Genomic DNA, 22,711 nt, shown 5'->3' with positions numbered 1-22,711 from the left:
CGCGGGTTCGCTTATAGGCGCGCGCATGAGCAAACCCGCCCCCAAGAGCTTTCACGTCAAGTCGTTCGGCTGCCAGATGAACGTCTATGACGGCGCACGCATGGCCGAACTGCTCGAAGCCGACGGGCTGACGATGGCTGCCAGCGCCGACGAGGCCGATCTGGTGGTGCTCAACACCTGCCACATTCGCGAGAAGGCCGCCGAAAAGGTCTATTCGGATATCGGGCGCATCGTGAAGCAATCGCGCGGGCGCCAGCAGCCGATGATCGCGGTCGCCGGCTGCGTCGCCCAGGCCGAGGGCGGCGAGATTCCGCGCCGCGCGCCGGCCGTCGATATCGTCGTGGGCCCGCAGGCCTATCACAACCTGCCGGCGCTGGTGGCGGACGCCGCCGCGGGCCGCAAGGCGCTCGACACCGATATGCCGGCGATTTCCAAGTTCGAGAGCCTGCCCAAACGCCGGAAACAGGGGCCGACCGCCTTCCTGACGGTGCAGGAAGGCTGCGACAAATTCTGCACCTATTGCGTCGTACCCTACACGCGCGGCGCCGAGGTTTCGCGGCCCTGGGGCGCGATCGTCGACGAGGCGAAGGCTTTGATCGATGCCGGCGCGCGCGAGATCACCCTGCTGGGCCAGAACGTCAACGCCTGGGCCGGCGACGATGACGCCGGACGCCGCCATGGCCTCGATGGGTTGATCCGCGCCCTCGACGGACTGCCCGGCCTCGCCCGGATCCGTTATATGACCAGCCATCCGAACGACATGACCGAAGGCCTGATCGCGGCGCATGGCGACGTCGAGACGTTGATGCCCTTCCTGCATCTGCCGGTGCAATCGGGATCGGATCGCATCCTCAAGGCAATGAACCGCAGCCATACGCGCGATTCCTATCTGGCGATCATCGACCGTGTCCGCGCGGTGCGGCCCGATATCGCCTTGTCCGGCGATTTCATCGTCGGCTTCCCCGGTGAGACCGACGCCGATTTCGAAGCGACGCTCGACATCGTTCGCGCGGTCAAACATGCACAGGCGTTCAGCTTCAAATATAGTCCGCGCGCCGGCACTCCAGCCGCGACGATGGCCGATCAGGTCGCGCCCGAACTGATGGACGAACGGCTCCAGCGGCTACAAGCCTTGATCAACGAGCAGCAGCAGGCGTTCAACGCCGCCCTCGTCGGCCGCCGCACCGAGATCCTGATCGAACGCAACGGCAAGAAAGCCGGCCAGCGCATCGGCAAGTCGCCCTGGCTGCAGTCGGTGGTGGTCGAAACCGCGGCCGCGATCGGCGAGCTGGTGACGGCGGAGATCGTCTCGGCGGGCCCGAACAGTCTAAACGGCGTGCTCGCGGAGCAACAGGTCGCCGCCTGATCGGCGACCGGCCCGTATTTCCCCTTCGCTTGGCGGCAATACAGGCTACATTCGCCTTGCCCATCCGAGTCCCGCCTTCCCGGCGGGTCGGGGCAGGAAAAGGATGTTGCCGCAATATATGTCGCGCAAGCCAGTCCAAGCGCAGGCCGGAGATCGCGCCCGGCTCGAGATACTCTTCGACAGACCCCAGCTTCTTGGCCGCTTGTTCGGCGAATTCGACCAGAATCTGGTCGCCATCGAAAACCGGCTGGGAGTCTATATCGCCGCACGCGGCAACAAGCTGCAGATCGAGGGCGAAGCCAGCGCCGCCGCGAGGGCCCGTGAGGTTCTGAGCGGGCTCTACAACCGAATCGTCCAGGGACAGGATATCGACAGCGGCGCGGTCGAGGCGGTGATCGCGATGTCGGCCGAGCCGACGCTTGATGGCATCCTGCGCAACGACGTCTCCGATCCGCCGCGCGTGATGATCCGCACCCGCAAGAAGACGATCGTGCCGCGATCGGCGACGCAGATCCGCTATATGGAGGCGCTGAACAAGTCGGACATCATCTTCGCGCTCGGGCCGGCAGGGACCGGCAAGACCTATCTCGCGGTCGCGCAGGCGGTGCAGCAGCTCATCACCGGCACCGTCGAACGGCTGATCCTGTCGCGGCCCGCGGTCGAGGCGGGCGAGCGGCTGGGCTTCCTGCCCGGCGACATGAAGGAGAAGGTCGATCCCTATCTGCGCCCGCTCTACGACGCGCTGTACGACATGCTCCCGAACGAACAAGTCGAGCGGCGGCTGGCCTCGGGCGAGATCGAAATCGCCCCGATCGCCTTCATGCGCGGCCGCACGCTCGGCGATGCCTTTGTGATCCTCGATGAGGCGCAGAACACCACCCCCGCGCAGATGAAGATGTTCCTCACCCGCTTCGGCCAGAACAGCCGCATGGTCGTGTGCGGCGATCCGCGGCAGATCGATTTGCCCGATATCGGCAAGTCGGGCCTCGCGGATGCGGTGGCGAAACTGGAGGGCATCGACGGGATCGCGACGGTGCGCTTCGGCGCGGCCGATGTCGTCCGCCATCCGGTGGTGGGCCGGATCGTGCAGGCTTATGAGGGGCCGGACGGTGATTGAGCGCGACCTTAAAAGCCCCTCCCCTTCAGGGGAGGGGTTAGGGTGGGGCCTCCGGATCTCACCAAGCGCAATGTTGGTTGGGAGGGTAGGCCCCGCCCTAACCCCTCCCCTGAAGGGGAGGGGCTTAATCTGGTTCACCCGCCATGATTGAAGTCGCCGTCCAGCTCGAACCCGGCTGGTCCGAATCGATCGACTGGGAGGCGCTGGGCACCCGCGCGGTGGAAGCCGCGATCGGGGTTACGCCTTATGCCGACATCATCACCGCATCTTATGCCGCCGAAATCTCGATCCGGCTGACCGAGGATGACGAGGTCAAAACCCTCAACGCCACCTACCGGCAGAAGGACAAGCCGACCAACGTCCTGTCCTTCCCGATGGTGCAGGATGACCTGCTGGAGACGCTGGCCAACAGCGACGATGGCGAAGTGCTGCTCGGCGACATCATCCTCGCGCGCGGGGTCTGCGAACGCGAGGCCGCCGAAAAGGGCGTCGCAACCGAGATCCACGCCACCCACCTGATCGTCCACGGCACGCTCCACCTGCTCGGTTTCGACCATATGATCGACGAGGAAGCCGAGGCGATGGAGGATCTGGAGCGCACCGCGCTGGCCACGCTCGACATCGGCGATCCCTATGTCGTGACGGAAGAATGAACTTCTTCGTTGCCGAAGGGGCGAGGTTTCGGATACCGCTTCCGCGATCCAACAGGGTGACCCACGACCAACATGCCCGACGACCATAGTAGCAGCGCCGCGGACGGCGGCGGACGATTTTGGCGCAGTCTGCGCGCGCTCTTCGGACAAGAGCATGAGCCCAGCCTGCGCGACCAGATCGAAGAAGCGATCGAGGAACATGAGGGCGAAGGCCCGGGCGAGGAGGATGATCTCTCGTCCGCCGAACGCGAAATGCTCCGCAACATCCTGCATTTCGGCGAACGCACGGTCGGCGACATCGGCGTGCCGCGCGGCGAGATCGTCGCGGTACCGGAGACGACCTGCTTCGCGGATCTGGTCGCCCGCTTTGCCGAGGCCGAACATAGCCGGCTACCGGTCTATCGCGAAGACCTCGATCATGTGATCGGCATGGTACACGTCAAGGACGTGTTCAAGATCATCGCCACCGATGCGCCGCGCCCGGCCACGATCGCGCCGCTAATCCGCCAGCCGCGATATGTGCCGACATCGATGCGGATCATCGATCTGCTCGCCGAAATGCGCGAGCACCGGACGCATCTGGCGATCGTGCTCAATGAATATACCGGGACCGACGGGCTGGTGACGATCGAGGATCTGGTCGAGGAAATCGTCGGCAAGATCGAGGACGAGCATGACGAGGAAAGCGAAGAGTTGCTGATCCCGCTCGACGATTCGATCTGGTCCGCCGATGCGCGCGCCGAACTCGAAGATGTCGCCAAGACGATCGACCCGCGACTCGCCGATATCGACGAGGATGTCGACACGCTCGGCGGGCTCGCTTCGGCCCTGGCCGGCCATGTTCCGCAGGCCGGCGAAATCGTCGAGCATGCAAGCGGATGGCGGCTGGAAATCATCGAAGCGGACGAACGCAGGGTCAGGAAGCTGCTGCTGCATCCGCCGGTGACCGAACCCGAACCCCAGCTTTGATGCCGAATCGCTGATCTTCGCCACCCTGCCTGAGCGGTTCATCCGTGCGACATGAGGTAGATGTTAGGCCATCTCGAGCCGGCTGCCGTGAAGGACCGGCCGAATGTTTGATGGTGGAGGACATATGAATAAGCTCGTAAGCGCTGTGGCGGCCCTGTCGGTCCTGGCGATCGCGCCGGCAGCGATTGCCCGCGATCGTGGGGATTATGACGATAGCCGTGGCGACTATGGCCGGCCTCGCGCAACCTTCTTCGTCAAGGACAAGTTCGAAGGCCGGAGCATCACCGTGGACCGGCCCGTGCCGAGCATGCGTGAATTCGACATCAACGACAAGATTTCGTCGATCTCGATCGAAAGCGGTCGCTGGCTCGTCTGCGTGGACGATGATTTTCGTGGCCGGTGCGAGGTCATTCGGCGCTCCGTCCGCCACCTGAGCGACATCAACATGGACGACAAGATTTCCTCAGCGCGGCCCCTCGGCCGCGGCGAGCGATAATCACACGACCTGCCCGCCGCCGCGATATGGCGGCGGGTTGCAGGCGATGACGTCCACGCAACATTAGCGAAATTCGCACGCAAATCCGCTTCGCGACAGTGACCCCGCCGACGCGACCGTCGGGGCGGGCAATGCCGAAGGAGCGATAATGATGCGTGATGGTGACGACCATGATCAGGGACTTGCACATGACCTGACGATCATGGCCAGGCAGATTCTGGGCCGCCGGCAGGCGCTCGGCTGGCTCGCGAGTGTCGGCTCGACGGCCTTGCTGGCCGGATGCGGCGGCGACGACAGCTCGACTGCCAGCAGTTCGACCACGGCGACCACCGCATCGACCAGCACCACCAGCTCCACCACGTCCACCGGCAGTACGACGACCGGCACGACGACAACCACCACGAGCAGCAGCGGCGCCTGCATCGCCGATCCGACCGAAACCGCCGGCCCCTACCCCGCCGACGGCACCAATTCGTCGAGCGGATCGACCAGCAACGTGCTGACCCTGAGCGGGATCGTCCGCAGCGATATCCGCGCGAGCTTCATCAGTTCAACCACCGTCGCGGCCGGCGTACAGGTGAAGCTCACGCTCACCCTGGTCAACGTCAACAACAGCTGCCTGCCGCTATCGGGCTATGCGATCTATCTGTGGCATTGCGACCAGAACGGCAGTTATTCGCTCTACTCGGTGCCGGCCGAAAGCTATCTGCGCGGCGTGCTCGTCACCGATGGCAACGGGCAGGTGACCTTCACGACGATCTTCCCGGGATGCTATTCGGGCCGCTATCCGCACATCCACCTCGAGATCTTCTCGAGCCTTGCCGCCGCGACCAGCGGCCGCGCATCCGTGCTCACCACCCAGCTTGCCATGCCGCGCGACATCTGCAGCGCGGTCTATTCGAGCGGCGGCTACACGCAGAGCGCGAGCAACCTGTCCGCCATCACGACCGCGACCGACAATGTGTTCGGCGACAACACATCCGCGCAGATCGCCGCGCAGACACCGGCGATGACGGGCAATACGACCGCCGGCTATACCGCCACGGTCACAGTGGGTGTCGCGCTGTAGCAGTTTTGGGGACGCCAGTTTTGGGGACGCAATACTAAACCCGCGGCTTCGGTCCCCGCTTGCCCGGCAGCAGCGGGCGCCCGAGGCCGGTCTCCTGCTGCGCGATCCACGCCTTCCCGCCGAGCGGTCGCCCGGTCCGCAGGCACGCCTCGATCGCGGCAACGGTTGCGCCCTCTGCCTCGGCGGCTTCCAGCCCGAGCGCGAGCATCGCCCGCCAGTTGCGGACATGCATGCCGAGCGCGGCGACGTCGGTGAGCCGGTCGCCCTCGACCTGGCGGCCCGCGACATGCGACCGCGCGCTCGACCAGCGCCAGTCAGCCGCCGCGCCGACCAGCCCGGCCGCGACCGGATTGTTCTCGACATAGCGAATGGCGGCCATCAGGTGGGCGTCGTCCATCGCATAGCTCGCGAACCGCCCCTGGAAGAGATAGCCGCTCCACCCCTCGCGCTGGTTGATCCGCCGGGTATAGCGCCGATGCGCCTCGCCGAGCGTTGCACGCAGGCCATCGGGCGTGGCGGGGACGAGGATCAGGTGGACATGGTTGTCCATCAGGCACCAGCCGAGGCAGATTGTGCCGTTCGCCTCGCACGCCGCCGCAATCAGATCGAGATAGAAACGGCGATCATCGTCCGAGAAGAAGATCGGTAGCCGCCGGTTGCCACGCTGGGTGACGTGGTGCGGGGCATCGGGGATGACGATGCGGGCGAGTCGGGCCATGTCGGGGAGTGTAGCGGAGGGGGTGAAGCGCGTCTATTTAGTATTGCGTCCCCGAATTTGTGTTGCGTCCCCGAATTTGTGGCGTCCCTGAATTTGCGTCCCAGGCTGCGATCAAGCAATATGCGCTTGAGCGGCTTTTCCCGCGCAGGCGGGTAGCGATCAGCAGTGGCAGGAACTGAAGGCGTTGCTGGGACAGCGCATCGAGGAAGGCTTGGCGGGTGATGTTTCGTCCAAGAGCAACGACGCCATCGTTGGCGAGGAATTGAGCAGAGCTACCCGCGTTTGACCGCCAATTATGTGCTGTCAATCTACCGCAAGGCGAGGAGAAGCTGCTGCTCAGCATCCGTTTTGGGTGATAAGGTATTTTACAGAACACGATTTTGAATGTTAACAGGCGGCGGGCGAGAAAATTGGGGGGCGGATGAAGGGGATACGCACGGCACTGACAGGTGCCGCGATGCTCATGGCCGGACCAACCGTGGCAGCCGCGCCGGTGACGATACTATATCATCCGCGCTCGGTGGTTGAGCTGCGAGGCCACGTTAATGTGGATGATTTCGCCTACACGCCGGCCGATCCCAAGATCAAACCCAACCAGATTCCAAATACCGCGATCGGAAACATCTATTTATCGATGTCAGTGGGAAGCTTCATCGCCGACGGGTTGCGGCAGGAGCTTCGGACGTCGGGTGTATCCCTGCAAGCCGAAGCCCGCTGTCATCTCACGGGCACGGTAAAGGCCGTCAAGATCGACGACCTCGGCTTCGACGCTGATTTCCTACTGACAGCGCACTACACCCTCAGCGGAAGCGGCGGGAATATTCTGTATGAAGCGGACGAAGATACCGCATTCAAGGCAGCTAAATTCGGTGGTGCTATTGAGTCAATCAGCCTCTTATTTGCTAAGAATATCAATGCAATGATCGGATCGGAAGCTTTTGCAAAAGCATTTGAACCCAATTGTCCCAAGGAAGGGTGAGGAATGAAGAAGATCTTGGCTGCGGCCGCAATGCCGTTGCTGCTTTCCGCGTGCGTCTCCGCACGAGATGCGACAGTAACAATCGCCTATGCCCCAGCCTCGCTTGCGGAGACCCCCTTTAACCTGCGAGTCGGAGAATTTACGCGAACGCTGCCAGAGAAGGTGGCCCCGAACCAGTTTGAAACCAGCGGGTACACGTTCAACAAACAAATCTCGTTATCCGAACCGCTTGCGGACTATCTGAAAAACGCGTTCGTTCAAGAAGCTCGTCATGCCGGAGCATCGTTACGTGATGTGCCGGCGTGTACGATCTCCGCCACGATCAACCATATGCAGTTGATCTCCAACGGAGGAACCAAGCTCAAATGGACCAGCGACGTGGTTTATGCGGTCGAAGCGGCCCCGGATGCCCGCATTACCGTGCCAGTCAGTGCCAGCGTCGATACCAGCGTAAACTCGGCCGAGGCAGGCCATACGCAATTCATTACCAAGACGATTGACGGCATCCTCCTCAATCAAGCGTTTCTGGCATTCGCCAAAATGCATTGTCACCGAACTTCCTAATTTCGGACGGCTCACTGCCTTTTATCGAAATAATGGTATGAATGACCGAAGCGGCCCTCACCGCCGCTTCGCCGCCCTCGCTTTAGCCGCCTTCCCGTACCGCGTCGTCCGCGTCCCCGGCTTCCCACCGCTCGCATTGCCACGCACGCCCGCGCGATGCTCGTCGACCGGAAGGCCCAGTTCCTCCGCCTCCAGCTTACGGATTTCGTCGCGGAGGCGGCCGGCTTCCTCGAACTCCAGATCGGCCGCCGCCGCCCGCATCTTGCCTTCGAGTTCCTCGATGTAAGCGCGCAGATTGTGGCCGACCATGTGCGGACGGTCTTCGATCCCCGTATCAACCGTTACCTGATCGCGTGACGCCAGGTGACCGACTATATCGGTGATGTTGCTCTTGATCGTCTCGGGGGTGATGCCATGCTCGGCATTGTACGCCGCCTGTTTCTCGCGGCGGCGGCCCGTCTCGGCCATCGCGCGTTCCATCGATCCGGTGATGTGATCGGCGTAGAGGATCACGCGGCCCTCGATGTTGCGCGCGGCGCGGCCGATCGTCTGGATCAGCGAGGTTTCGGAGCGCAGGAAACCCTCCTTGTCGGCATCGAGGATCGCGACCAGCCCGCATTCGGGGATGTCGAGCCCTTCGCGCAGCAGGTTGATTCCGACGAGGATGTCGTAAACGCCCATCCGCAGATCGCGGATCAGTTCGATGCGCTCCAGCGTCTCGACGTCCGAATGCATGTAGCGAACCTTGAGGCCAGCCTCGTGCATATATTCGGTCAAATCCTCGGCCATCCGCTTGGTGAGCGTGGTCACGAGGGTGCGATAACCCAGCTTCGCGGTCTGGCGGCATTCGTACACGAGATCGTCGACCTGGCTTTCGATCGGGCGCACCTCGATCGGCGGGTCGATCAGGCCGGTCGGACGGATCACCTGCTCGGCGAACACGCCGCCGGTCTGCTCCATCTCCCATGATCCCGGCGTCGCCGAGACATAGACGGTCTGCGGGCGCATCACCTCCCACTCGTTGAACCGCAGCGGGCGGTTGTCGATGCAGCTCGGCAGGCGGAAGCCGTATTCGGCGAGCGTGATCTTGCGGCGATGATCGCCGCGCGACATGCCGTTGATCTGGCCGATCGTCTGGTGGCTCTCGTCGACGAACAGAAGCGCATTGTCGGGCAGATATTCGAACAAAGTCGGCGGCGGTTCGCCGGGGAGCCGGCCGGTGAGGAAGCGCGAATAATTCTCGATGCCGGCACAACTGCCGGTGGCGGCGATCATTTCGAGATCGAAATTGGTGCGCTGTTCGAGCCTTTGCGCCTCGAGCAATTTGCCCTCGATCACCAGCTCCTTGAGCCGTTCGCCAAGTTCGTGGCGGATCGCGTCGCTCGCCTGCTTCAAGGTCGGGCCCGGCGTCACATAATGGCTGTTGGCGTAGATGCGGATCGATTCGAGATTGGCCGATTTCTTGCCGGTCAGCGGATCGAATTCGCTGATCTCCTCGACCTCGTCGCCGAAGAAGGCGATCCGCCAGGCGCTGTCCTCATAATGCGACGGGAAGATTTCGAGGCTGTCGCCGCGCACCCGGAAATTGCCGCGCGCGAACGCCTGCTCGTTGCGCTTATACTGGAGCGCCACCAGCTTGCGGATGATCTCGCGCTGGTCATAGTTCTGACCGCGCTTGATATCGAAGATCATCGCCGAATAGGTTTCGACCGAACCGATGCCGTAGAGGCAGGAGACGGAAGCGACGATCAGCACATCGTCGCGCTCGAGCAGCGATCGGGTGGCCGAATGGCGCATCCGGTCGATCGCCTCGTTTACCGAGCTTTCCTTCTCGATATAGGTGTCGCTGCGCGGCACATAGGCTTCGGGCTGGTAATAATCATAATAGCTTACGAAGAATTCGACGGCATTGTCGGGAAAGAATTGCTTGAACTCGCCATAAAGCTGCGCGGCGAGGATCTTGTTGGGGGCGAGCACCAGCGCGGGGCGCTGGAGCTTTTCAACCACCTTGGCCATGGTGAAGGTCTTGCCCGACCCCGTGACGCCGAGCAGCACCTGATCGCGCTCGCCGGCCTCTGCCTGGGCCGACAGTTCGGCAATCGCGGTCGGCTGATCGCCGCTGGGCTCATAATCGGATTTGAGGATGAACGGCCGGCCGCCATCGACCTTCGCCGGCCGTTCGGGGCGGTGCGGAACGAAGCTTTGGCCGTGATCAATTTCTTCAAGGCTGGTGCGGATCTGTATCGTCATGGCCCGGCCAATGTAGGATAGGGCGAGCCGATGTTCACCTTTTATCTTCTCCCACGCATTCACCCGCTGAGAGTCTGTTTGGAAATACGCTCTTTCGCGCATTTCCAAACAGACTCTCAGCGGGTGCAGCACCCACCCTTTGATTTGAGACGATTTCCGTGGCACCGATGATTCGATCGTTCGAGAAATCGCTCCAGAGGGGAGGGTGATCCAGCGTGAGGTGCCTGATGATCGATTATGTCCATGTCTGCCGCGTGGCAGACGCCTGCATGCTGGCTGGCGCATGACCCCGCGCTCCATCCTCTTAATCGCGACGTTGACCGCCCTGGCCGCTCCGGCCTTTGCCGGTGACAGCTTCATGCCCGGCGCATGGGCGCATGAGACGGTGACGGTGAGCGCCGAAGTCCCCGGCTTTCCGCAGTGGATGATCAAATTGTTCAGCGGCAATACCAAGCGCAAGAGCTGTTACACCCCAGCAGATGTCGCGAGCCGCCCTGAGGCTTTGCTGACGCAGGACGATGCAGCGACCTGCAAGCTTCGGCGTTTCTCGATGGTGGGCGGCACGCTGATCTACGACACGTTCTGCACCAATAAGCGCTTTCCGGATGGCCTGCTCGTCGCGTCGAAGGGCCATTACACCGCAACCAATTATTCGCTTGCCACTCTCACCACCGGCACCCGCAACGGCGAACCCGTGAAGATCGTCACCACGGGCAGCGGACAGCGTACCGGCCCATGCAAATAGGTCCGCCAATCGATCTCGACGGCTATCTGGCGCGCGTCGGCCTCGGGTTGCTGCCCCCAGCGACTGCCGAGGGGCTGGCGACGCTGCAGCGCGCGCACCGGCTGGCGATCCCGTTCGAAAATCTCGACGTGCGGCTGGGTAGGGGTATCAGCCTCGATCCCGATCATGTGTTCGAAAAGCTCGTCCACAGGCGGCGCGGCGGCTATTGTTTCGAGCAAAACCAGCTCTTCCTGCGCGGACTGACGGCGTTGGGATTCGATGCGCGGCCGTTGTTGGCGCGGGTTTGGCTGATGGCCGATGGCGTGCCGCCGCGCACCCACATGGTGAACCTCGTGCAATTTCCCGACGGGCCATGGATCGCCGACGCCGGTTTCGGCGGAAGCTATACCCCGCCAATGCCGCTGATCGACGGCGCCGAAGCCGTGGCACCCGACGGCGCAGCGTTTCGCATGGTCGCCGATCCCGATCATGGCTGGTTTCTCGAACGCAACGGCCACCCCGCGACGACCGACGGCCGTGGCGGCAGCGAGGGCTGGCAACCGCAATATAGCTTCACGCTCGATCCAGTCGCGAGCATCGACCTGGAAATGTCCAACCACTGGACGTCCACGCGCCCTGGAACGCGCTTCACCTCATTGTCGGTGGTCAGCGCGTGCCTGCCTTCGGGCTTCGCGTCGCTTACCGACCGCGCCTATGTCCGCCACAATGGCGACCAACATGTCGAAGCCGTGATCGAGAGCGCGACAGCCTATCGACTGCGACTGAATTTCGTGTTCGGAATCGTACTCGATGAGGTTGAGGTCAACGGGCTAGGACTGTTCTGAGCGCCAAATGGCGCTTCCGGCTGACCGAATCGAAGGTACGAACCGCCAGCTTCCGACCGAATTTGCGTTTCACGCCGTACATCAGCCGATCGGCCGCAGCGAGCACCGGATCGATTCCCGTTTCCGTGCCCGGCGCGACAATGACGGCCCCAGCACTCACCCCGATCCGCCACGCCGATTGCGCCGACAGCGCCTTGACGGCACCCTGCAGCCGCATGAGCAGATCCACAACCTCCCGATAGCCGGCGCCCGATAGCAGCAGCACGAATTCATCGCCCGCCATGCGACAGACCACGTCGCTCCCGCGCAAACCATCCCGGAGCACATGCGCCACCTCGATCAGGCATTTGTCGCCTTCGGCATGGCCGAACCGATCGTTGACCGACTTGAAACGATCGAGATCGAGATAGGCAACGGTCAGCGGCTTGTCGGCCGACGGCAATCTGCGCAATTCCTCGGCCAGCCGGGACTTCAGCCAGCGCCGGTTGGGCAGGCCCGTCAGCGTGTCCTGATTGGCCTGCTTTTCGGCCTGCTTGCGGGCGGAAATATCCTCGATGACGGAGACGAAAAAATCCGGACTGCCATCGGCGTGCCGCACCAGCGACACCGTCAGGTTGACCCAGATCAGTGATCCGTCACGCCGGATATACCGTTTCTCCATCGCATAATTGGAGATTTCGCCCCTGGTCAGCCGGGCGAGATAATCGAGATCGGTTTTCAGATCGTCGGGATGCGTGATCCGCTGAAAGCCGCCCCGCAGCAACGCTTCACGATCGTGACCGGCAATCGCGCAGAAGCGGTCATTCACGAGCAGGAAATTGCCATCCGGCGAGACATGGGCGATGCCGACGGCAGCCTGTTCGAACGTGGCGGCAAAACGTTTCGCCGCAATGTCATGCGCGTGCAATGCGCGCGCCTGCCCGGCACTCGCCAACCCGATCGCGATCGGGCCAGCCAGCAGTTGTGCGGTCAACAAATCACGCTTGTCGAAGCCGTTCGCCGTTGCTGCAAAGACCCTCAGAATCCCAACGGTCAACCCTTCGAACGGCAAGGGAACGACCAGTATCGATCGGATGCCAACTTCGCGGCATGCTTGGTGATCGATCGATTCATCAGCTTCGGTGTCGCTGCAATATTGTACCTCACCCGTCCGCATGCATGCTTGGGAAAGCTTTCCAATGGTTCGGGTCGACATTCTCTGACGATTGAGCCCGACTCCACTGATCGCCCGATAGGCCGGCAGATCGGGATGAGCGAGTTCGACGACCGCGCCGATCACATGCGGCATCAGCCGCAATGTGCCCTGTACCACGGCATCGATGACGCGGCCCAGATCGCTACCCGCCGCCGCAACTTCGGATTGGGTGTCGAGCAGCGCACGCGACCAGCTTTCCGGTGATGCCGGCCGGTCATGCCCAACTTCGCTGGCAGGCGCATGATCGGTCGAAGCTGACGGAGCGGCAACCGCCAATTCTGTCGGTCGATGATTGTCGCGCGTCTCTCTCGCGGAATACATCTCCCGCCAGCCCCCTCCAACCGATTTGCTGAGCCCCCCTGTTTATCCGGCGGGGGCTTAATAATATGTTAAGATCAACAGGCCATCGCCAATGGAGTCAACACCGATCGCGAATATATTGCCGGAGGATGCTCAATCCTCGACGATCCGGCTGTGCCGCTTTGTGTCGCGCATCAGCAGCGCGCAGACGAAGCTTATCAATAAAATAGCAATTCCATAAACATAGAAGCCCTGCTCATTGCCTGCCGACTTGAACCAGAGCGCGACATATTCGGCGGTGCCGCCGAACAGGGCATTGGCGATGGCATAGGGAAAGGCGACGCCGAGCGCGCGCACTGTGGTCGGAAACAGTTCGGCCTTCACGACCGCGCTGATCGACGTATAGCCGGCCTGCAGCGCCACCGCGCCGATCGCCAGCACCAGCGCGTGGGCAACCGAGCCACCGACAGCAATTCCGGTCATGACCGGCCACAGGACCAGCGCGCTACCGCCAAAGGAGAGGATCAGCATGTTGCGACGGCCGATGAAGTCCGAAAGCCAGCCCATCAGGGGCTGAAACAGCATGAACGCGACCAGCACGACGGCGTTGATTTCCGATGCCTGCACCTTGGTATAACCTGCCGTATTGGTGAGGAATTTCTGCAAATAGGTGGTGTAGATATAGAAACCGAGCGATCCGCCCGCCGTCAGCCCGATGATCGTCAACACCTCACGCGGATAATCGCGCAGCAAGGTCATGGTCGTGCCGGCGCGCCGGCCGGAGCGTTCCGCCGCGACGAATGAATGGCTTTCCTCGAGGTTCCGGCGAATCCAGAAAACGACGATCGCGAGCCCGGCCCCGATCACGAACGGCACGCGCCAGCCCCAGGCGTCGAGCGCCGCAGCCGGCAAGGTCCGCTGGAGGATGATCAGCACCGCCAGCGCCACCAATTGCCCGCCGACCAAGGTGACATATTGGAAGCTCGACCAGAAGCCGCGCCACTTCGCGCCCGCCATCTCGCTCATATAAGACGCCGAAGCGCCATATTCGCCACCGACCGAAAGCCCCTGTACGATCCGCGCGACCAGCAACATCACGCCCGCCGCTGGACCGATCGACGCATAGGATGGCGTCAGCGCGATCATCAGCGATCCGGCACACATCATTCCCACGGACAGGCTCAGCGCCGCGCGCCGCCCCGCGCGATCGGCATAAATGCCCATGATCCAGGCGCCCACCGGGCGCGCCGCGAACCCCACGGCGAAGATCGCCGCGGCCTGCAGCAGTTGCGCGGTCTGATCGCCTTTCGGAAAGAAAGCCGGCGCGAAATAGATGGTGAAGGCCGCATAGGCATACCAGTCATACCATTCGACCAGATTGCCCGCGGCACCGCCAAGAATGGCGCGCAGCCGCCGCATCGTGGAGAAATTCGCCTGATCCGCCATGCCGTCCCCTTGCCGCACTAATCATTTAAGTCTTATTGCCTTCTCCCGCTTGCGGGAGAAGGTTGGATGAGGGTCTTTCTTCTTTTTCTTTCAATGGCGTAATCCACCAAAGAAGAAAGAAGACCCTCACCCAACCCTCTCCCGCAAGCGGGAGAGGGCTCTGGTCAGCGCCCGGGCGCACGCGCCGCGAATATTTACAACCGTCGTAGCATGCTGATCGGCAGGCGAAAGAACTTCCGCCTCGCTTCTCATTCGAGGATTCGCCTGATATCCGGAGCTATCAGCGCACTTCGCGCAAACCGGGATCGACGCAGTGGACGCACAGGCGACAGAACAGTTCGACGACGCATTCTATCTGCGTGCCTATCAGATGGCCGCCGACGAGATTCGGCAGGGCCTGGCCGCATCCGCGCGCGATCACTATCGAATCTATGGCCGCGCGCGCGGCTATCTGCCTTATGCGAAGGCGCCACGCCCCGATGATGCAGCGGCCGCCGAACTGCGTTTCGGCGGGTTCTGGACCGATGCGCCCGATGCGCTCGACCGCATCCAGGGCCGGCTCGACATGCACGCGATCACCCATGTCGAGGCCGAATGGCTCCGCCAATGGGTCCGTGACGGGTATGTCATCCTGCCGGAAGCCATCCCCGACATTCTGCTGACCCGTGCCGCCCGCGCGCTCGACGGGGCCTATCGCGGCGAATTTCCGGATCTGCGTTTCGAATGCCATGCCGTCGAACAGAACGGGCTCATCCCGTGGCGCCCGGAGATCAATCCACACGCATCGAAAGCCATCGACATCCATGTCCATGCGATCGCCATCCGCGACCTGATGCTATCGGCGCCGATCGTGCGATTCCTGGCTTTGGTGTTCGAAGCAATGCCGCTCGCCTCCCAGACATTGGGCTTCCTGCGCGGATCGTCCCAGCCTGCCCATCAGGATTCGGCTTATGTCGCTTATTCGATACCGCGTCGCTTCGCAGCGACATGGATCGCACTGGAAGATGTGAGCGCCGATGCCGGCGAACTATTCTATTATCCAGGCAGCCACCGATTCGACGATTATCTCTATCAGGGCGAATATAAGAGCGTGGCCGAAGCAACCCGACTTGGGGGGCTGACGCCCGATCAGGCCCGAGAACAGATCAGCGGCCATGAACGCGTATTGCCGGCCAAGGCGGAGCAGCGCGGGCTCTTCAAGGAAATTTTCCGGGCGAAGCGCGGCGACGTGCTGGTGTGGAATTCAGACCTTGCCCATGGCGGCATGCCGATTTCGGGTGAAGCCACCCGCAAGAGCATCGTCACCCATTATTGCCCGCGCTTCAACGTGCCGCTGTTCGCCGAATATTTCCACCAGAAGCCGCGCCCGCACGGCGAAGGCTATTATACCAGCGGCGCATACAAGCTGTAACGCGATGCACAGCCCGATCGCCCTGCTGATCGCGACGGGGCTGGCGCTCCCCCTTCCGGCGCAGGCTCAGATGGTCGCGGCCGTACGCCAGCCGTTCACACGCGATCATATGGGAACCGGCCGGGCCGAAGGACTGGCAGACCGCAGCACGGGACGCGCGGCAAGCGTGCGCGATCCCGTGCGGATCGCTTCGGTTTCGAAGCTGGTGGTAGCGCTGGGTGTCCTGCGATTGGTAGAGGCCGGAACACTCGATCTCGATGCCGATATTTCGGGCTATCTGGGCCAGAAGGTCCGCAACCCGGCCTATCCCGCTGTGCCACTGAGCTTGCGGCTGTTCTTGTCGCACCGGTCCAGCCTGCGCGATGGCGTCGATTATGCCTTGCCGTTCGACCGGACGATCGCAGCCACGCTGGTCGATCCCAACGCCTGGGATCCCGATCATCCGCCGGGGGGATGGTTTCGCTACAGCAATCTCAACTTCCCGGTGATCGCGACCGTGATGGAAGCAGCGACCGGCGAGCGCTTCGATCGGCTGATGCTAAGGCTGGTGATCCGGCCGCTGCGGCTCGATGCCTGCTTCAACTGGAGCGGGTGCAGCGACCGCGCGATCGCCCGCGCGGTGGTGCTGTACCAACCCGACGGCCATGTCGTGCGCGACGATCTCCATGGCCGCCGCCCTGCCTGCCCGATCGTTCCGGCCAGCGACGGCAGTTGCAACCTCGATCGCTGGCAGCCTGGTCGCAACGGCGCGAGCTTTTCACCGCAAGGCGGGCTGCGGATATCGGCGCGCGACCTTGCGCGGATCGGCCAGATGCTGCTCAATGATGGGCGATCCGGCGGGCGCCGCTTTCTGCACAAGGCATCGATCGACATGCTGCTGACACCGCTATGGCGCTTCGATGGCAGTAATGGCGACACCGATCATGGCTTCACTTGCGCTTATGGGTTGGCGAGCGAGACGCTGGCCAACAAGGCCGACGGCTGCCGCGACGATCCGTTTGGCGATGGCGTCGCGCGGGTTGGTCATGCCGGCGAAGCCTATGGGGTGCGATCGGGTCTGTGGATCGATCGGACGAGGGGCACCGGCATCGCCTATTTCGCAACCGGGCTCGGAGACATGCCTGCGGCGGGGCAATCCGCTTTTACCGCCGCAGAGGAGAGACTTGCGCGCGGAGCGCCGTAATTCAGGCCGTCAGCGTGATCAGCGAAGAAGGCGTCAGCAATTGCGGCAGGGTCTCGATCCGCCCGTCGGCATGATAATAGAGATAGAGCGGCACCCCGGATCGGCCCTGCGCCTCCAGAAAGCGGCCGATCGCGGGATCGCCATTGGTCCAGTCGCCGACCATCACCGTTACCCCATGATCGGCGAAGGCGCGGCGAACCTCGACCCGCTCGATCGCGGCCTTTTCGTTGACCTTGCAGGTGAGGCACCAGTCAGCGGTAAAATAGAGGAAGACAGGCTTCTTCTGCGCCGTCAGTCCGGCGAGCCGGCTCTCGCTGAACGGTACGGCACCATCGCCCGCCGCTGCCGCAGAGGCCTGCGCGGGCTGCCGCGGAACGATGGCGATGGCCGCCACCGCCAACAGCAAGGCGGGGATCGCCGGCGCCCAGGCGAAGCGCCTGCCCGCCCCCTGCCGGCCCCCGACCCACCACAAGGCCAGCCCAAACAGCAGAGCGATGGCGAGGCCGAGCGTCATGCCGTCGACCCCAGCCTGCCGCCCGAGAATCCAGGAGAGGCCGAGCGCCGTCATGAACATCGGCACGGACAAGATATGGCGGAGCCGATTCATCCAAGCGCCGGGTTTCGGCAGGCGGCGACGAAGCGCGGGCACGAAACCGAGCAACAAGAAGGGCAAGGCCAGCCCGAAGCCCAGCCCCGCGAAGATCGCCAGTGCGGCGGCCGCAGGGAGAATCAGGGCTGCGCCAAGCGCGCCGGCCATGAACGGACCCGTGCAGGGTGTCGCCACGAATGCGGCGAGCACACCGGTCCAGAATGCGGCGCTCAGGCTGTGGCCGCGCGTCATCGTCTCGCCGAGACCGATCGAGCCAAGCTCGAACAGGCCGGCGAGATTGAGGCTGATCGCGACCACCAGCAAAAGCAACAGCAGGATCACCCGTGGATCCTGGAGCTGAAACGCCCAGCCGACCGCGGCTCCGCCCGCGCGCAACGCGAGCAGAGCGACGCCGAGCGCCAGACAGCTGGCGATCACGCCACCGGCATAAGCCAGCGCCTCGGCGCGCGCCTTGGCCGGCGTCTCGCCGGATCGGGCGAGGCTCATCGCCTTGAGGCTGAGGATCGGGAAGACGCAGGGCATCACGTTGAGCAGCAGCCCGCCGAGCACCGCGCCGCCCAGTGCCAAAGCGAAAGTGAGCCGCTTGCCTCCGCCACTGTCGTTCCCATTATCGGCGACAACGGCCACGCCTGCCGCAGGAACCTTGCCCGGTGCAGCCGTCAGCGCGAGCCCGCGATCGGTGCCGATAGCGAGCACACCGGACACGCTTTTCGCCGTAGCCGCCGATGCGCCGGCGCGCACCTCGATCACCACCATATCGCCGGTGCGGCTCACCGACTGCGGTGCGGCATAATCGATCACACCGTCGGTAATTGGGTAGAAATATGGCGACGACATCGGCCGCCCGGCCGGCAGAGGAACGGCAAGCCGGAACTGCCCGCCCTTATGTTCGAACCGCGCCGGCTGGCCGAGCGGCAATGGCAGCTTCGCGCGCCAGCCATCGAAACGCGCGCGCGCAGCGGGCGTGACGGCGCCATCCCCGGCCACAAGATCGATCGCCACCGGCCCATGTTCAGGCACGCAGATCGACGGCGAGCAGGCGAGCCAGTTCGCCTCGCCCGCGATATGGATCGGCGTGCCGGTTTTGATCCCAGCCGGAATATCGAGCGTCGCCAGATGCGCATAAGGCTGCTCGAACACATAGTTCATGAGCCCCTGGACGATGAGCCGCTGCGGCACCGGATAGCGCAGCGGTCCCACCTTTGCCGCTGCCGGCAACGCCCATTTGACACTGGTGGGAATGCCCGCATCGCCGGGATTTTCCCAATAGCCGTGCCAATCTCTTTCCGGTCGCATCGCTAGCGCGATCGTGATCCGGCTGCCCGGCCTTGGATGCAGCGTTTCGGCATCGAGCGAGGCCGTGATATGTCCGGCCGAAGCCGTTCCCATCCATCCGATCGACAGGCACAGGACAGCCAGTAGGCGCAGCAGATTTGAGATCATCGTCATGCGCCGTCTTATGGTCCCGGGACAGTCCGCTGCAAAGCTCAGAGTGTGCGTTCGCCCTCATAGACAAAGCCGTCCGGCGTGGCGACGAAACCAGCCGATTGCAGCCGGGCAGCAAGCGCGAGCGGAGCCGATTTGATCAAGGCGCGGACGCGATAGCTGTTCGCCGAGAGAATGGTGATCACCTCCTGCTCATGCCCGCTGTCGCTCGCCATATCGAACACCAGCTTGCCTTCGCGGCACAGCGCCGGGCCGGACATGCCCGCCATCGGCAACAGGCCCCCCGCTGTACCGGACAAGGAGACCCGCGCGCTCCCGCTCGCCTCGGCGCATTCGCCGCCCGGGAAATGCGCCGTCAGGCCGTCGAGCACCAATGTTGCCGGTGGCATCATCGGCGCGCCCTGCAAACCGGATACGCCCAGATTGAAGCCCTCTACCCCCGCACCGCCGATACCATAGCCGAAGGCGCCCTTGAGCTGCGAAACCGGATCGGTGCCGGTGATCACCAGCTTGACGCGCCCCTTCGCGAGATCGGCGAACGACATGTTACTGCTGACGTCGCCAAGCGGAACCTTGCCGAGCTGTGCGTTGAGAAGGTGGCCGGACCACAGATTGCCGTCGATCTCGCTCGCGGTGAGGCCGAACTTGCCGAGATGCATCGTCTCGACCGCCGTTTTGAGCGGTACCTGCGTAAGCCCGGCCGCCCCCAGCACCAATATGATCAGCAATGTCAGGATGGTCTTCATGGCAACCTCTTCCCTTTCTTATTGGCTTCGTTCACTTTTTCGTCGCCCGGCGCCCGACGACGTCATTTCGCCCGACGCCGCAGGGTTACCGAAATCGCCAGAGTCGAATCACTATTCGGATGCGCAGTCAGTCGCTCGACGACCAGCCCGCGGCGTTGCTCGACCGTCGCCAGCCAAGTGAAGAAAGGTTGCGCGCGGACGGCGTCGAGCACCAGCACCACGCCCTCGCCGCTTGTTGGATCGACGCGCGATACCGTGAAGCCCGCCGCCTCGGCCTCTACGCGGACGGCCCGCGGCAGGGGCCCGGCAAGCGGCTGCACATGGCGGCCGTCGAGCGTGACCAGTTCGGCCGCCATCGCATCGACGTCGCCAAGCATCCGTTCGGCATCATCGCGCTGCATCCGTTCATGGTCGAGCATCAGCCCGAACGGCCTGCCGACCCCGTACCAGAACAGCATCGGGACAGCGAGGATCGCGAGCACCGCCAGCAGCCCGCGTTCGCGTGCGGTGCGGACGCGCCACCATATCATCAGGCCTTCGATCATGGCTTGTGCAACCGGAGCACCGAGCTGCCGCGTCCGGCCCCCGGCATGGTTTCGACGACCATTCCGCTCTGCCCGATCCGCTCGACCAGCATCGCGAGATCGGCGGGGCTGGACGCGGTGACGGTGACCGTCATCGCCCCGGTCTGATCGAAGATCATCCCCGCCAATTCGACATTCGGCGTCTGCCGGATGCCGGCAAACACCAGAGCCGCCATTTTCGAAAAGCCCAGGCCTGGCCCGCGAATGCCGACCAGCGCCTGTTGCAGGGCCTCGCGCGGATCATCGGGCAGGCTTTCCCGGCCCAGCGCAAGACGGGTGATCCGGCGGGCCTCGCTGCGAAAGCCATGATCGTCATAGGCAATCCGCGCCAGCCTTGTAACCGGCACCAGCAATAGCAGGATGGCCGCCGCCGCGGCATAGCGCGCCATCTTGCGCCGCCAGCCGGCATCGACGCGCCATTCGCGTCGCCGCGCAAACCGCCCCTGTCGCAAGTCGAGCGGAAGCGCCAGCAACGCTGACGGCAGCTCGGCCTCGAATCGGTCCTCGTCCATCGGCTCGGTCGGCATCTCGCCAAGCACCACCGGCACAAGATCGGCTTCGACCGCAAAGAGCTGATCATGGCCATGGACATTGCCGATGCCATGGCGGATCCACAGCCGCGGCGGCCCTTCGCCATAAGCGATCAGCAGCGGCAACGGAACGGCTATATCGGGATCGAAACCGGCCTCCTGCGTCCAGCCAATCCAACGCGCCAGCAGATCGGCATCGATGGTTGCCGCCAGGCGCCGCGCGCCATGAACCGGGCTGACTGCAATGTGGAGATGATCGATGCCGGCGAGGCTGCGTTCGGCAAGCATGAGACGGGCGGCCGCAACCGCCTGCGGCTGGGTAAGTGCGGGCAGATCGAGCCATTCGATGCTGACGTCGGTGCCCGGCAAAACGAGCACGACCCGCTCGCCCTCCAGCGGCCCTGCCAACCGGTCCAGCCCGGCGCCGCGCGCCGCGATCCGTCCGTCCCGCAGGCGGAACCAGCCTTCGATATCACCGACATCGGCGCGCGCGAACAGCAATAGTGCCGCGTCACCCGACGAACCGTTCGTCATTCGCCGCTCCCCCATCGCCGCATCAGCACCCGCGCCGGCGCATTCCGTCCATCGATCAGCGCCCGCTCCTTCACCTGCGCACCGTCCAGCGCCACGTCAAGATCAAGCGTGAACCAATGGGTGCGCACGTCGACCTCGCCCGCCAGCCCCGAAACGCTGGCGAGCGCATTTATCTGCGGCGACTGGAGAAATTGCTGTGAACTCGCCCAGCCGCCCGGCGGCCGATCGCGCAGCAGCGCCGCCGCCTGCGACAGGCCGAGCCGCCCGTCATAGAGCATCGCCACCAATGGCGCCTGCTCGGGCTGGAGAATGTTGACGTTGAGCACCGACGGTTCGGCATTCGGCAACGCACATACCCACGGCCGCACCCGCCGATAGATTTCCGGGGTGACGCCGGCCACGGTGCGCAATTCGCTGGGATCGGCCATCAACGCATTGGCGGTGCGATACGGCACCGCCGCATTGGCATAAGCGCGATCCTCGGCGCCGAGCGGCTGCGGCTCGGTGTCGCTGTCGATCCAGTCGGTCGCGGCGGCGACGATCGGCCGGGCCTGGCTTTCGCTTACGCCGACGATCTCCAGCAGGGTCAGGAACCGCACCATGCCCTGCTGCCGCGCCTTCCAGCCGGTCGAGACATTGCCCTCGACCAGGCTGTTGAGGTTGAAGCAATTGCCGCCATCATGGATGCGGGCATGGATGATGCCGCCTTCGACCGGGATCGTCCGCACCTCTTCGCGCCAGCCGGCCGGCAGCCGCACCGAACCGCCCGACCGGTCGGTGAGATCGTCGACGATCAACGTCACCAGCGCCTCGGCGCCGAACGCATAAGCCCGGGCCTGATCGATCGAGCGCGCATTGGCGGTGAGGTGGGTGGCAAGGCCGAGCCGATCAACCGCCAGCGCCGCCAGCGTGGCGATCAACGCGACCAGCAACAGCACAGCAAGCAACGCCGCACCTTCCTCCCCTCGCCGCATCC

22 protein-coding genes are annotated in these 22,711 nt (G+C 63.6%); 13 read left to right on the top strand and 9 right to left on the bottom strand.

Features of this window, described 5'->3' with window-relative positions; genetic code table 11:
• Nucleotides 1-13: 13 nt before the first annotated feature.
• The 6 genes from miaB to BLS13_RS15385 all read left to right on the top strand — a co-directional run bounded on the left by miaB (nucleotide 14) and on the right by BLS13_RS15385 (nucleotide 5,670).
• Nucleotides 14-1,366, top strand: a complete 1,353-nt coding sequence (miaB, locus tag BLS13_RS15410) for a tRNA (N6-isopentenyl adenosine(37)-C2)-methylthiotransferase MiaB (RefSeq protein ID WP_093453525.1) — start codon at nucleotides 14-16, stop codon at nucleotides 1,364-1,366.
• 118 nt (nucleotides 1,367-1,484) lie between these two features.
• A complete protein-coding gene (locus BLS13_RS15405; RefSeq protein ID WP_093453524.1) occupies nucleotides 1,485-2,483 on the top strand; it encodes a PhoH family protein in 999 nt (332 codons plus the stop codon).
• A 143-nt stretch (nucleotides 2,484-2,626) separates the two neighbouring features.
• Nucleotides 2,627-3,136: an rRNA maturation RNase YbeY gene (gene ybeY, locus BLS13_RS15400; protein ID WP_093453449.1), complete on the top strand. Its 510-nt coding sequence runs from the start codon at nucleotides 2,627-2,629 to the stop codon at nucleotides 3,134-3,136.
• A gap of 72 nt (nucleotides 3,137-3,208) precedes the next feature.
• Nucleotides 3,209-4,105, top strand: coding sequence for a hemolysin family protein (locus BLS13_RS15395; RefSeq protein WP_093453448.1), 897 nt, complete (start codon nucleotides 3,209-3,211; stop codon nucleotides 4,103-4,105).
• Between the two features lie 124 nt (nucleotides 4,106-4,229).
• Nucleotides 4,230-4,601, top strand: coding sequence for a beta/gamma crystallin-related protein (locus BLS13_RS15390; RefSeq protein ID WP_176943612.1), 372 nt, complete (start codon nucleotides 4,230-4,232; stop codon nucleotides 4,599-4,601).
• Between the two features lie 151 nt (nucleotides 4,602-4,752).
• Complete coding sequence (locus BLS13_RS15385) at nucleotides 4,753-5,670, top strand: dioxygenase family protein (RefSeq protein ID WP_371128215.1); 918 nt, start codon at nucleotides 4,753-4,755, stop codon at nucleotides 5,668-5,670.
• A gap of 34 nt (nucleotides 5,671-5,704) precedes the next feature.
• Here BLS13_RS15385 and BLS13_RS15380 read toward each other — a convergent pair whose 3' ends face one another.
• Nucleotides 5,705-6,388 carry a transposase gene (locus BLS13_RS15380; RefSeq protein WP_093453443.1) on the bottom strand — a complete coding sequence of 228 codons (684 nt, stop codon included), beginning with the start codon at nucleotides 6,386-6,388 and terminating at the stop codon, nucleotides 5,705-5,707.
• 184 nt (nucleotides 6,389-6,572) lie between these two features.
• On the opposite strand from BLS13_RS15380, the gene BLS13_RS21240 reads away from it, so the two are divergent.
• From BLS13_RS21240 to BLS13_RS15365, 3 genes are all read left to right on the top strand, one after another.
• Nucleotides 6,573-6,674, top strand: a complete 102-nt coding sequence (locus tag BLS13_RS21240) for a hypothetical protein (RefSeq protein ID WP_371128214.1) — start codon at nucleotides 6,573-6,575, stop codon at nucleotides 6,672-6,674.
• Nucleotides 6,675-6,809: 135 nt separating this feature from the next.
• Entirely contained in the window at nucleotides 6,810-7,367 is a 558-nt protein-coding gene (locus tag BLS13_RS15370) for a hypothetical protein (protein WP_093453441.1), read from the top strand.
• Between the two features lie 3 nt (nucleotides 7,368-7,370).
• Nucleotides 7,371-7,931, top strand: coding sequence for a hypothetical protein (locus BLS13_RS15365; RefSeq protein ID WP_093453439.1), 561 nt, complete (start codon nucleotides 7,371-7,373; stop codon nucleotides 7,929-7,931).
• A 57-nt stretch (nucleotides 7,932-7,988) separates the two neighbouring features.
• On the opposite strand, the gene uvrB is transcribed toward BLS13_RS15365, so the two are convergent.
• Complete coding sequence (uvrB, locus tag BLS13_RS15360) at nucleotides 7,989-10,181, bottom strand: excinuclease ABC subunit UvrB (RefSeq protein ID WP_093453438.1); 2,193 nt, start codon at nucleotides 10,179-10,181, stop codon at nucleotides 7,989-7,991.
• Nucleotides 10,182-10,464: 283 nt separating this feature from the next.
• On the opposite strand from uvrB, the gene BLS13_RS15355 reads away from it, so the two are divergent.
• Nucleotides 10,465-10,926 (top strand): DUF3617 domain-containing protein, encoded by a 462-nt coding sequence (locus BLS13_RS15355; protein WP_093453436.1) that lies wholly within the window; start codon nucleotides 10,465-10,467, stop codon nucleotides 10,924-10,926.
• The gene (locus BLS13_RS15350; RefSeq protein WP_093453435.1) at nucleotides 10,917-11,750 is read left to right on the top strand and encodes an arylamine N-acetyltransferase family protein; all 834 of its coding nucleotides are present in this window, start codon (nucleotides 10,917-10,919) and stop codon (nucleotides 11,748-11,750) included. The genes BLS13_RS15355 and BLS13_RS15350 overlap by 10 nt, the downstream gene beginning before the upstream one ends.
• Here BLS13_RS15350 and BLS13_RS15345 read toward each other — a convergent pair.
• Together BLS13_RS15345 and BLS13_RS15340 are read right to left on the bottom strand one after the other, a co-directional pair.
• The gene (locus BLS13_RS15345; protein ID WP_093453433.1) at nucleotides 11,728-13,266 is read right to left on the bottom strand and encodes a sensor domain-containing diguanylate cyclase; all 1,539 of its coding nucleotides are present in this window, start codon (nucleotides 13,264-13,266) and stop codon (nucleotides 11,728-11,730) included. The genes BLS13_RS15350 and BLS13_RS15345 overlap by 23 nt on opposite strands.
• 132 nt (nucleotides 13,267-13,398) lie before the next feature.
• Nucleotides 13,399-14,691, bottom strand: a complete 1,293-nt coding sequence (locus BLS13_RS15340; RefSeq protein ID WP_093453432.1) for an MFS transporter — start codon at nucleotides 14,689-14,691, stop codon at nucleotides 13,399-13,401.
• A gap of 313 nt (nucleotides 14,692-15,004) precedes the next feature.
• Here BLS13_RS15340 and BLS13_RS15335 point away from each other — a divergent pair, with 313 nt between their 5' ends.
• Both BLS13_RS15335 and BLS13_RS15330 read left to right on the top strand, forming a co-directional pair.
• Complete coding sequence (locus tag BLS13_RS15335) at nucleotides 15,005-16,102, top strand: phytanoyl-CoA dioxygenase family protein (protein WP_093453430.1); 1,098 nt, start codon at nucleotides 15,005-15,007, stop codon at nucleotides 16,100-16,102.
• A 4-nt stretch (nucleotides 16,103-16,106) separates the two neighbouring features.
• Nucleotides 16,107-17,285, top strand: a complete 1,179-nt coding sequence (locus BLS13_RS15330; protein WP_256325913.1) for a serine hydrolase domain-containing protein — start codon at nucleotides 16,107-16,109, stop codon at nucleotides 17,283-17,285.
• A 1-nt stretch (nucleotide 17,286) separates the two neighbouring features.
• On the opposite strand, the gene BLS13_RS15325 is transcribed toward BLS13_RS15330, so the two are convergent.
• The 5 genes from BLS13_RS15325 to gspK all read right to left on the bottom strand — a co-directional run bounded on the left by BLS13_RS15325 (nucleotide 17,287) and on the right by gspK (nucleotide 22,709).
• On the bottom strand, nucleotides 17,287-19,344 hold the full coding sequence (locus BLS13_RS15325; protein WP_093453429.1) for a protein-disulfide reductase DsbD family protein: 2,058 nt from the start codon (nucleotides 19,342-19,344) through the stop codon (nucleotides 17,287-17,289).
• 38 nt (nucleotides 19,345-19,382) lie between these two features.
• Complete coding sequence (gspN, locus tag BLS13_RS15320; RefSeq protein WP_093453427.1) at nucleotides 19,383-20,087, bottom strand: type II secretion system protein N; 705 nt, start codon at nucleotides 20,085-20,087, stop codon at nucleotides 19,383-19,385.
• A 62-nt stretch (nucleotides 20,088-20,149) separates the two neighbouring features.
• Nucleotides 20,150-20,632, bottom strand: a complete 483-nt coding sequence (gene gspM / locus BLS13_RS15315; RefSeq protein WP_093453425.1) for a type II secretion system protein GspM — start codon at nucleotides 20,630-20,632, stop codon at nucleotides 20,150-20,152.
• A complete protein-coding gene (gene gspL / locus BLS13_RS15310) occupies nucleotides 20,629-21,735 on the bottom strand; it encodes a type II secretion system protein GspL (protein ID WP_176943611.1) in 1,107 nt (368 codons plus the stop codon). Before gspL ends, gspM begins: the two co-directional genes overlap by 4 nt.
• On the bottom strand, nucleotides 21,732-22,709 hold the full coding sequence (gspK, locus tag BLS13_RS15305) for a type II secretion system minor pseudopilin GspK (protein WP_176943610.1): 978 nt from the start codon (nucleotides 22,707-22,709) through the stop codon (nucleotides 21,732-21,734). The genes gspL and gspK overlap by 4 nt, the downstream gene beginning before the upstream one ends.
• Nucleotides 22,710-22,711: the final 2 nt, after the last annotated feature.

The sequence above is a fragment of the Sphingomonas sp. YR710 genome, from assembly GCF_900101455.1.
In the GTDB taxonomy this organism is placed as follows: domain Bacteria; phylum Pseudomonadota; class Alphaproteobacteria; order Sphingomonadales; family Sphingomonadaceae; genus Rhizorhabdus.
The sequence above is the reverse complement of the archived record's forward strand: the minus strand, read 5'-3'. Positions and strand labels throughout refer to the sequence as shown.

Coding starts and splice junctions, on each gene's coding strand:
- gspL (WP_176943611.1), bottom strand. CDS start 21,735: ATGACGAACGGTTCGTCGGGTGACGCGGCACTATTGCTGTTCGCGCGC.
- gspM (WP_093453425.1), bottom strand. CDS start 20,632: ATGATCGAAGGCCTGATGATATGGTGGCGCGTCCGCACCGCACGCGAA.
- ybeY (WP_093453449.1), top strand. CDS start 2,627: ATGATTGAAGTCGCCGTCCAGCTCGAACCCGGCTGGTCCGAATCGATC.
- BLS13_RS15390 (WP_176943612.1), top strand. CDS start 4,230: ATGAATAAGCTCGTAAGCGCTGTGGCGGCCCTGTCGGTCCTGGCGATC.
- BLS13_RS15340 (WP_093453432.1), bottom strand. CDS start 14,691: ATGGCGGATCAGGCGAATTTCTCCACGATGCGGCGGCTGCGCGCCATT.
- BLS13_RS15405 (WP_093453524.1), top strand. CDS start 1,485: ATGTCGCGCAAGCCAGTCCAAGCGCAGGCCGGAGATCGCGCCCGGCTC.
- BLS13_RS15330 (WP_256325913.1), top strand. CDS start 16,107: ATGCACAGCCCGATCGCCCTGCTGATCGCGACGGGGCTGGCGCTCCCC.
- gspN (WP_093453427.1), bottom strand. CDS start 20,087: ATGAAGACCATCCTGACATTGCTGATCATATTGGTGCTGGGGGCGGCC.
- BLS13_RS15385 (WP_371128215.1), top strand. CDS start 4,753: ATGCGTGATGGTGACGACCATGATCAGGGACTTGCACATGACCTGACG.
- BLS13_RS15345 (WP_093453433.1), bottom strand. CDS start 13,266: ATGTATTCCGCGAGAGAGACGCGCGACAATCATCGACCGACAGAATTG.
- BLS13_RS15325 (WP_093453429.1), bottom strand. CDS start 19,344: ATGACGATGATCTCAAATCTGCTGCGCCTACTGGCTGTCCTGTGCCTG.
- BLS13_RS15380 (WP_093453443.1), bottom strand. CDS start 6,388: ATGGCCCGACTCGCCCGCATCGTCATCCCCGATGCCCCGCACCACGTC.
- BLS13_RS15355 (WP_093453436.1), top strand. CDS start 10,465: ATGACCCCGCGCTCCATCCTCTTAATCGCGACGTTGACCGCCCTGGCC.
- uvrB (WP_093453438.1), bottom strand. CDS start 10,181: ATGACGATACAGATCCGCACCAGCCTTGAAGAAATTGATCACGGCCAA.
- BLS13_RS15395 (WP_093453448.1), top strand. CDS start 3,209: ATGCCCGACGACCATAGTAGCAGCGCCGCGGACGGCGGCGGACGATTT.
- BLS13_RS15365 (WP_093453439.1), top strand. CDS start 7,371: ATGAAGAAGATCTTGGCTGCGGCCGCAATGCCGTTGCTGCTTTCCGCG.
- gspK (WP_176943610.1), bottom strand. CDS start 22,709: ATGCGGCGAGGGGAGGAAGGTGCGGCGTTGCTTGCTGTGCTGTTGCTG.
- BLS13_RS15370 (WP_093453441.1), top strand. CDS start 6,810: ATGAAGGGGATACGCACGGCACTGACAGGTGCCGCGATGCTCATGGCC.
- BLS13_RS15350 (WP_093453435.1), top strand. CDS start 10,917: ATGCAAATAGGTCCGCCAATCGATCTCGACGGCTATCTGGCGCGCGTC.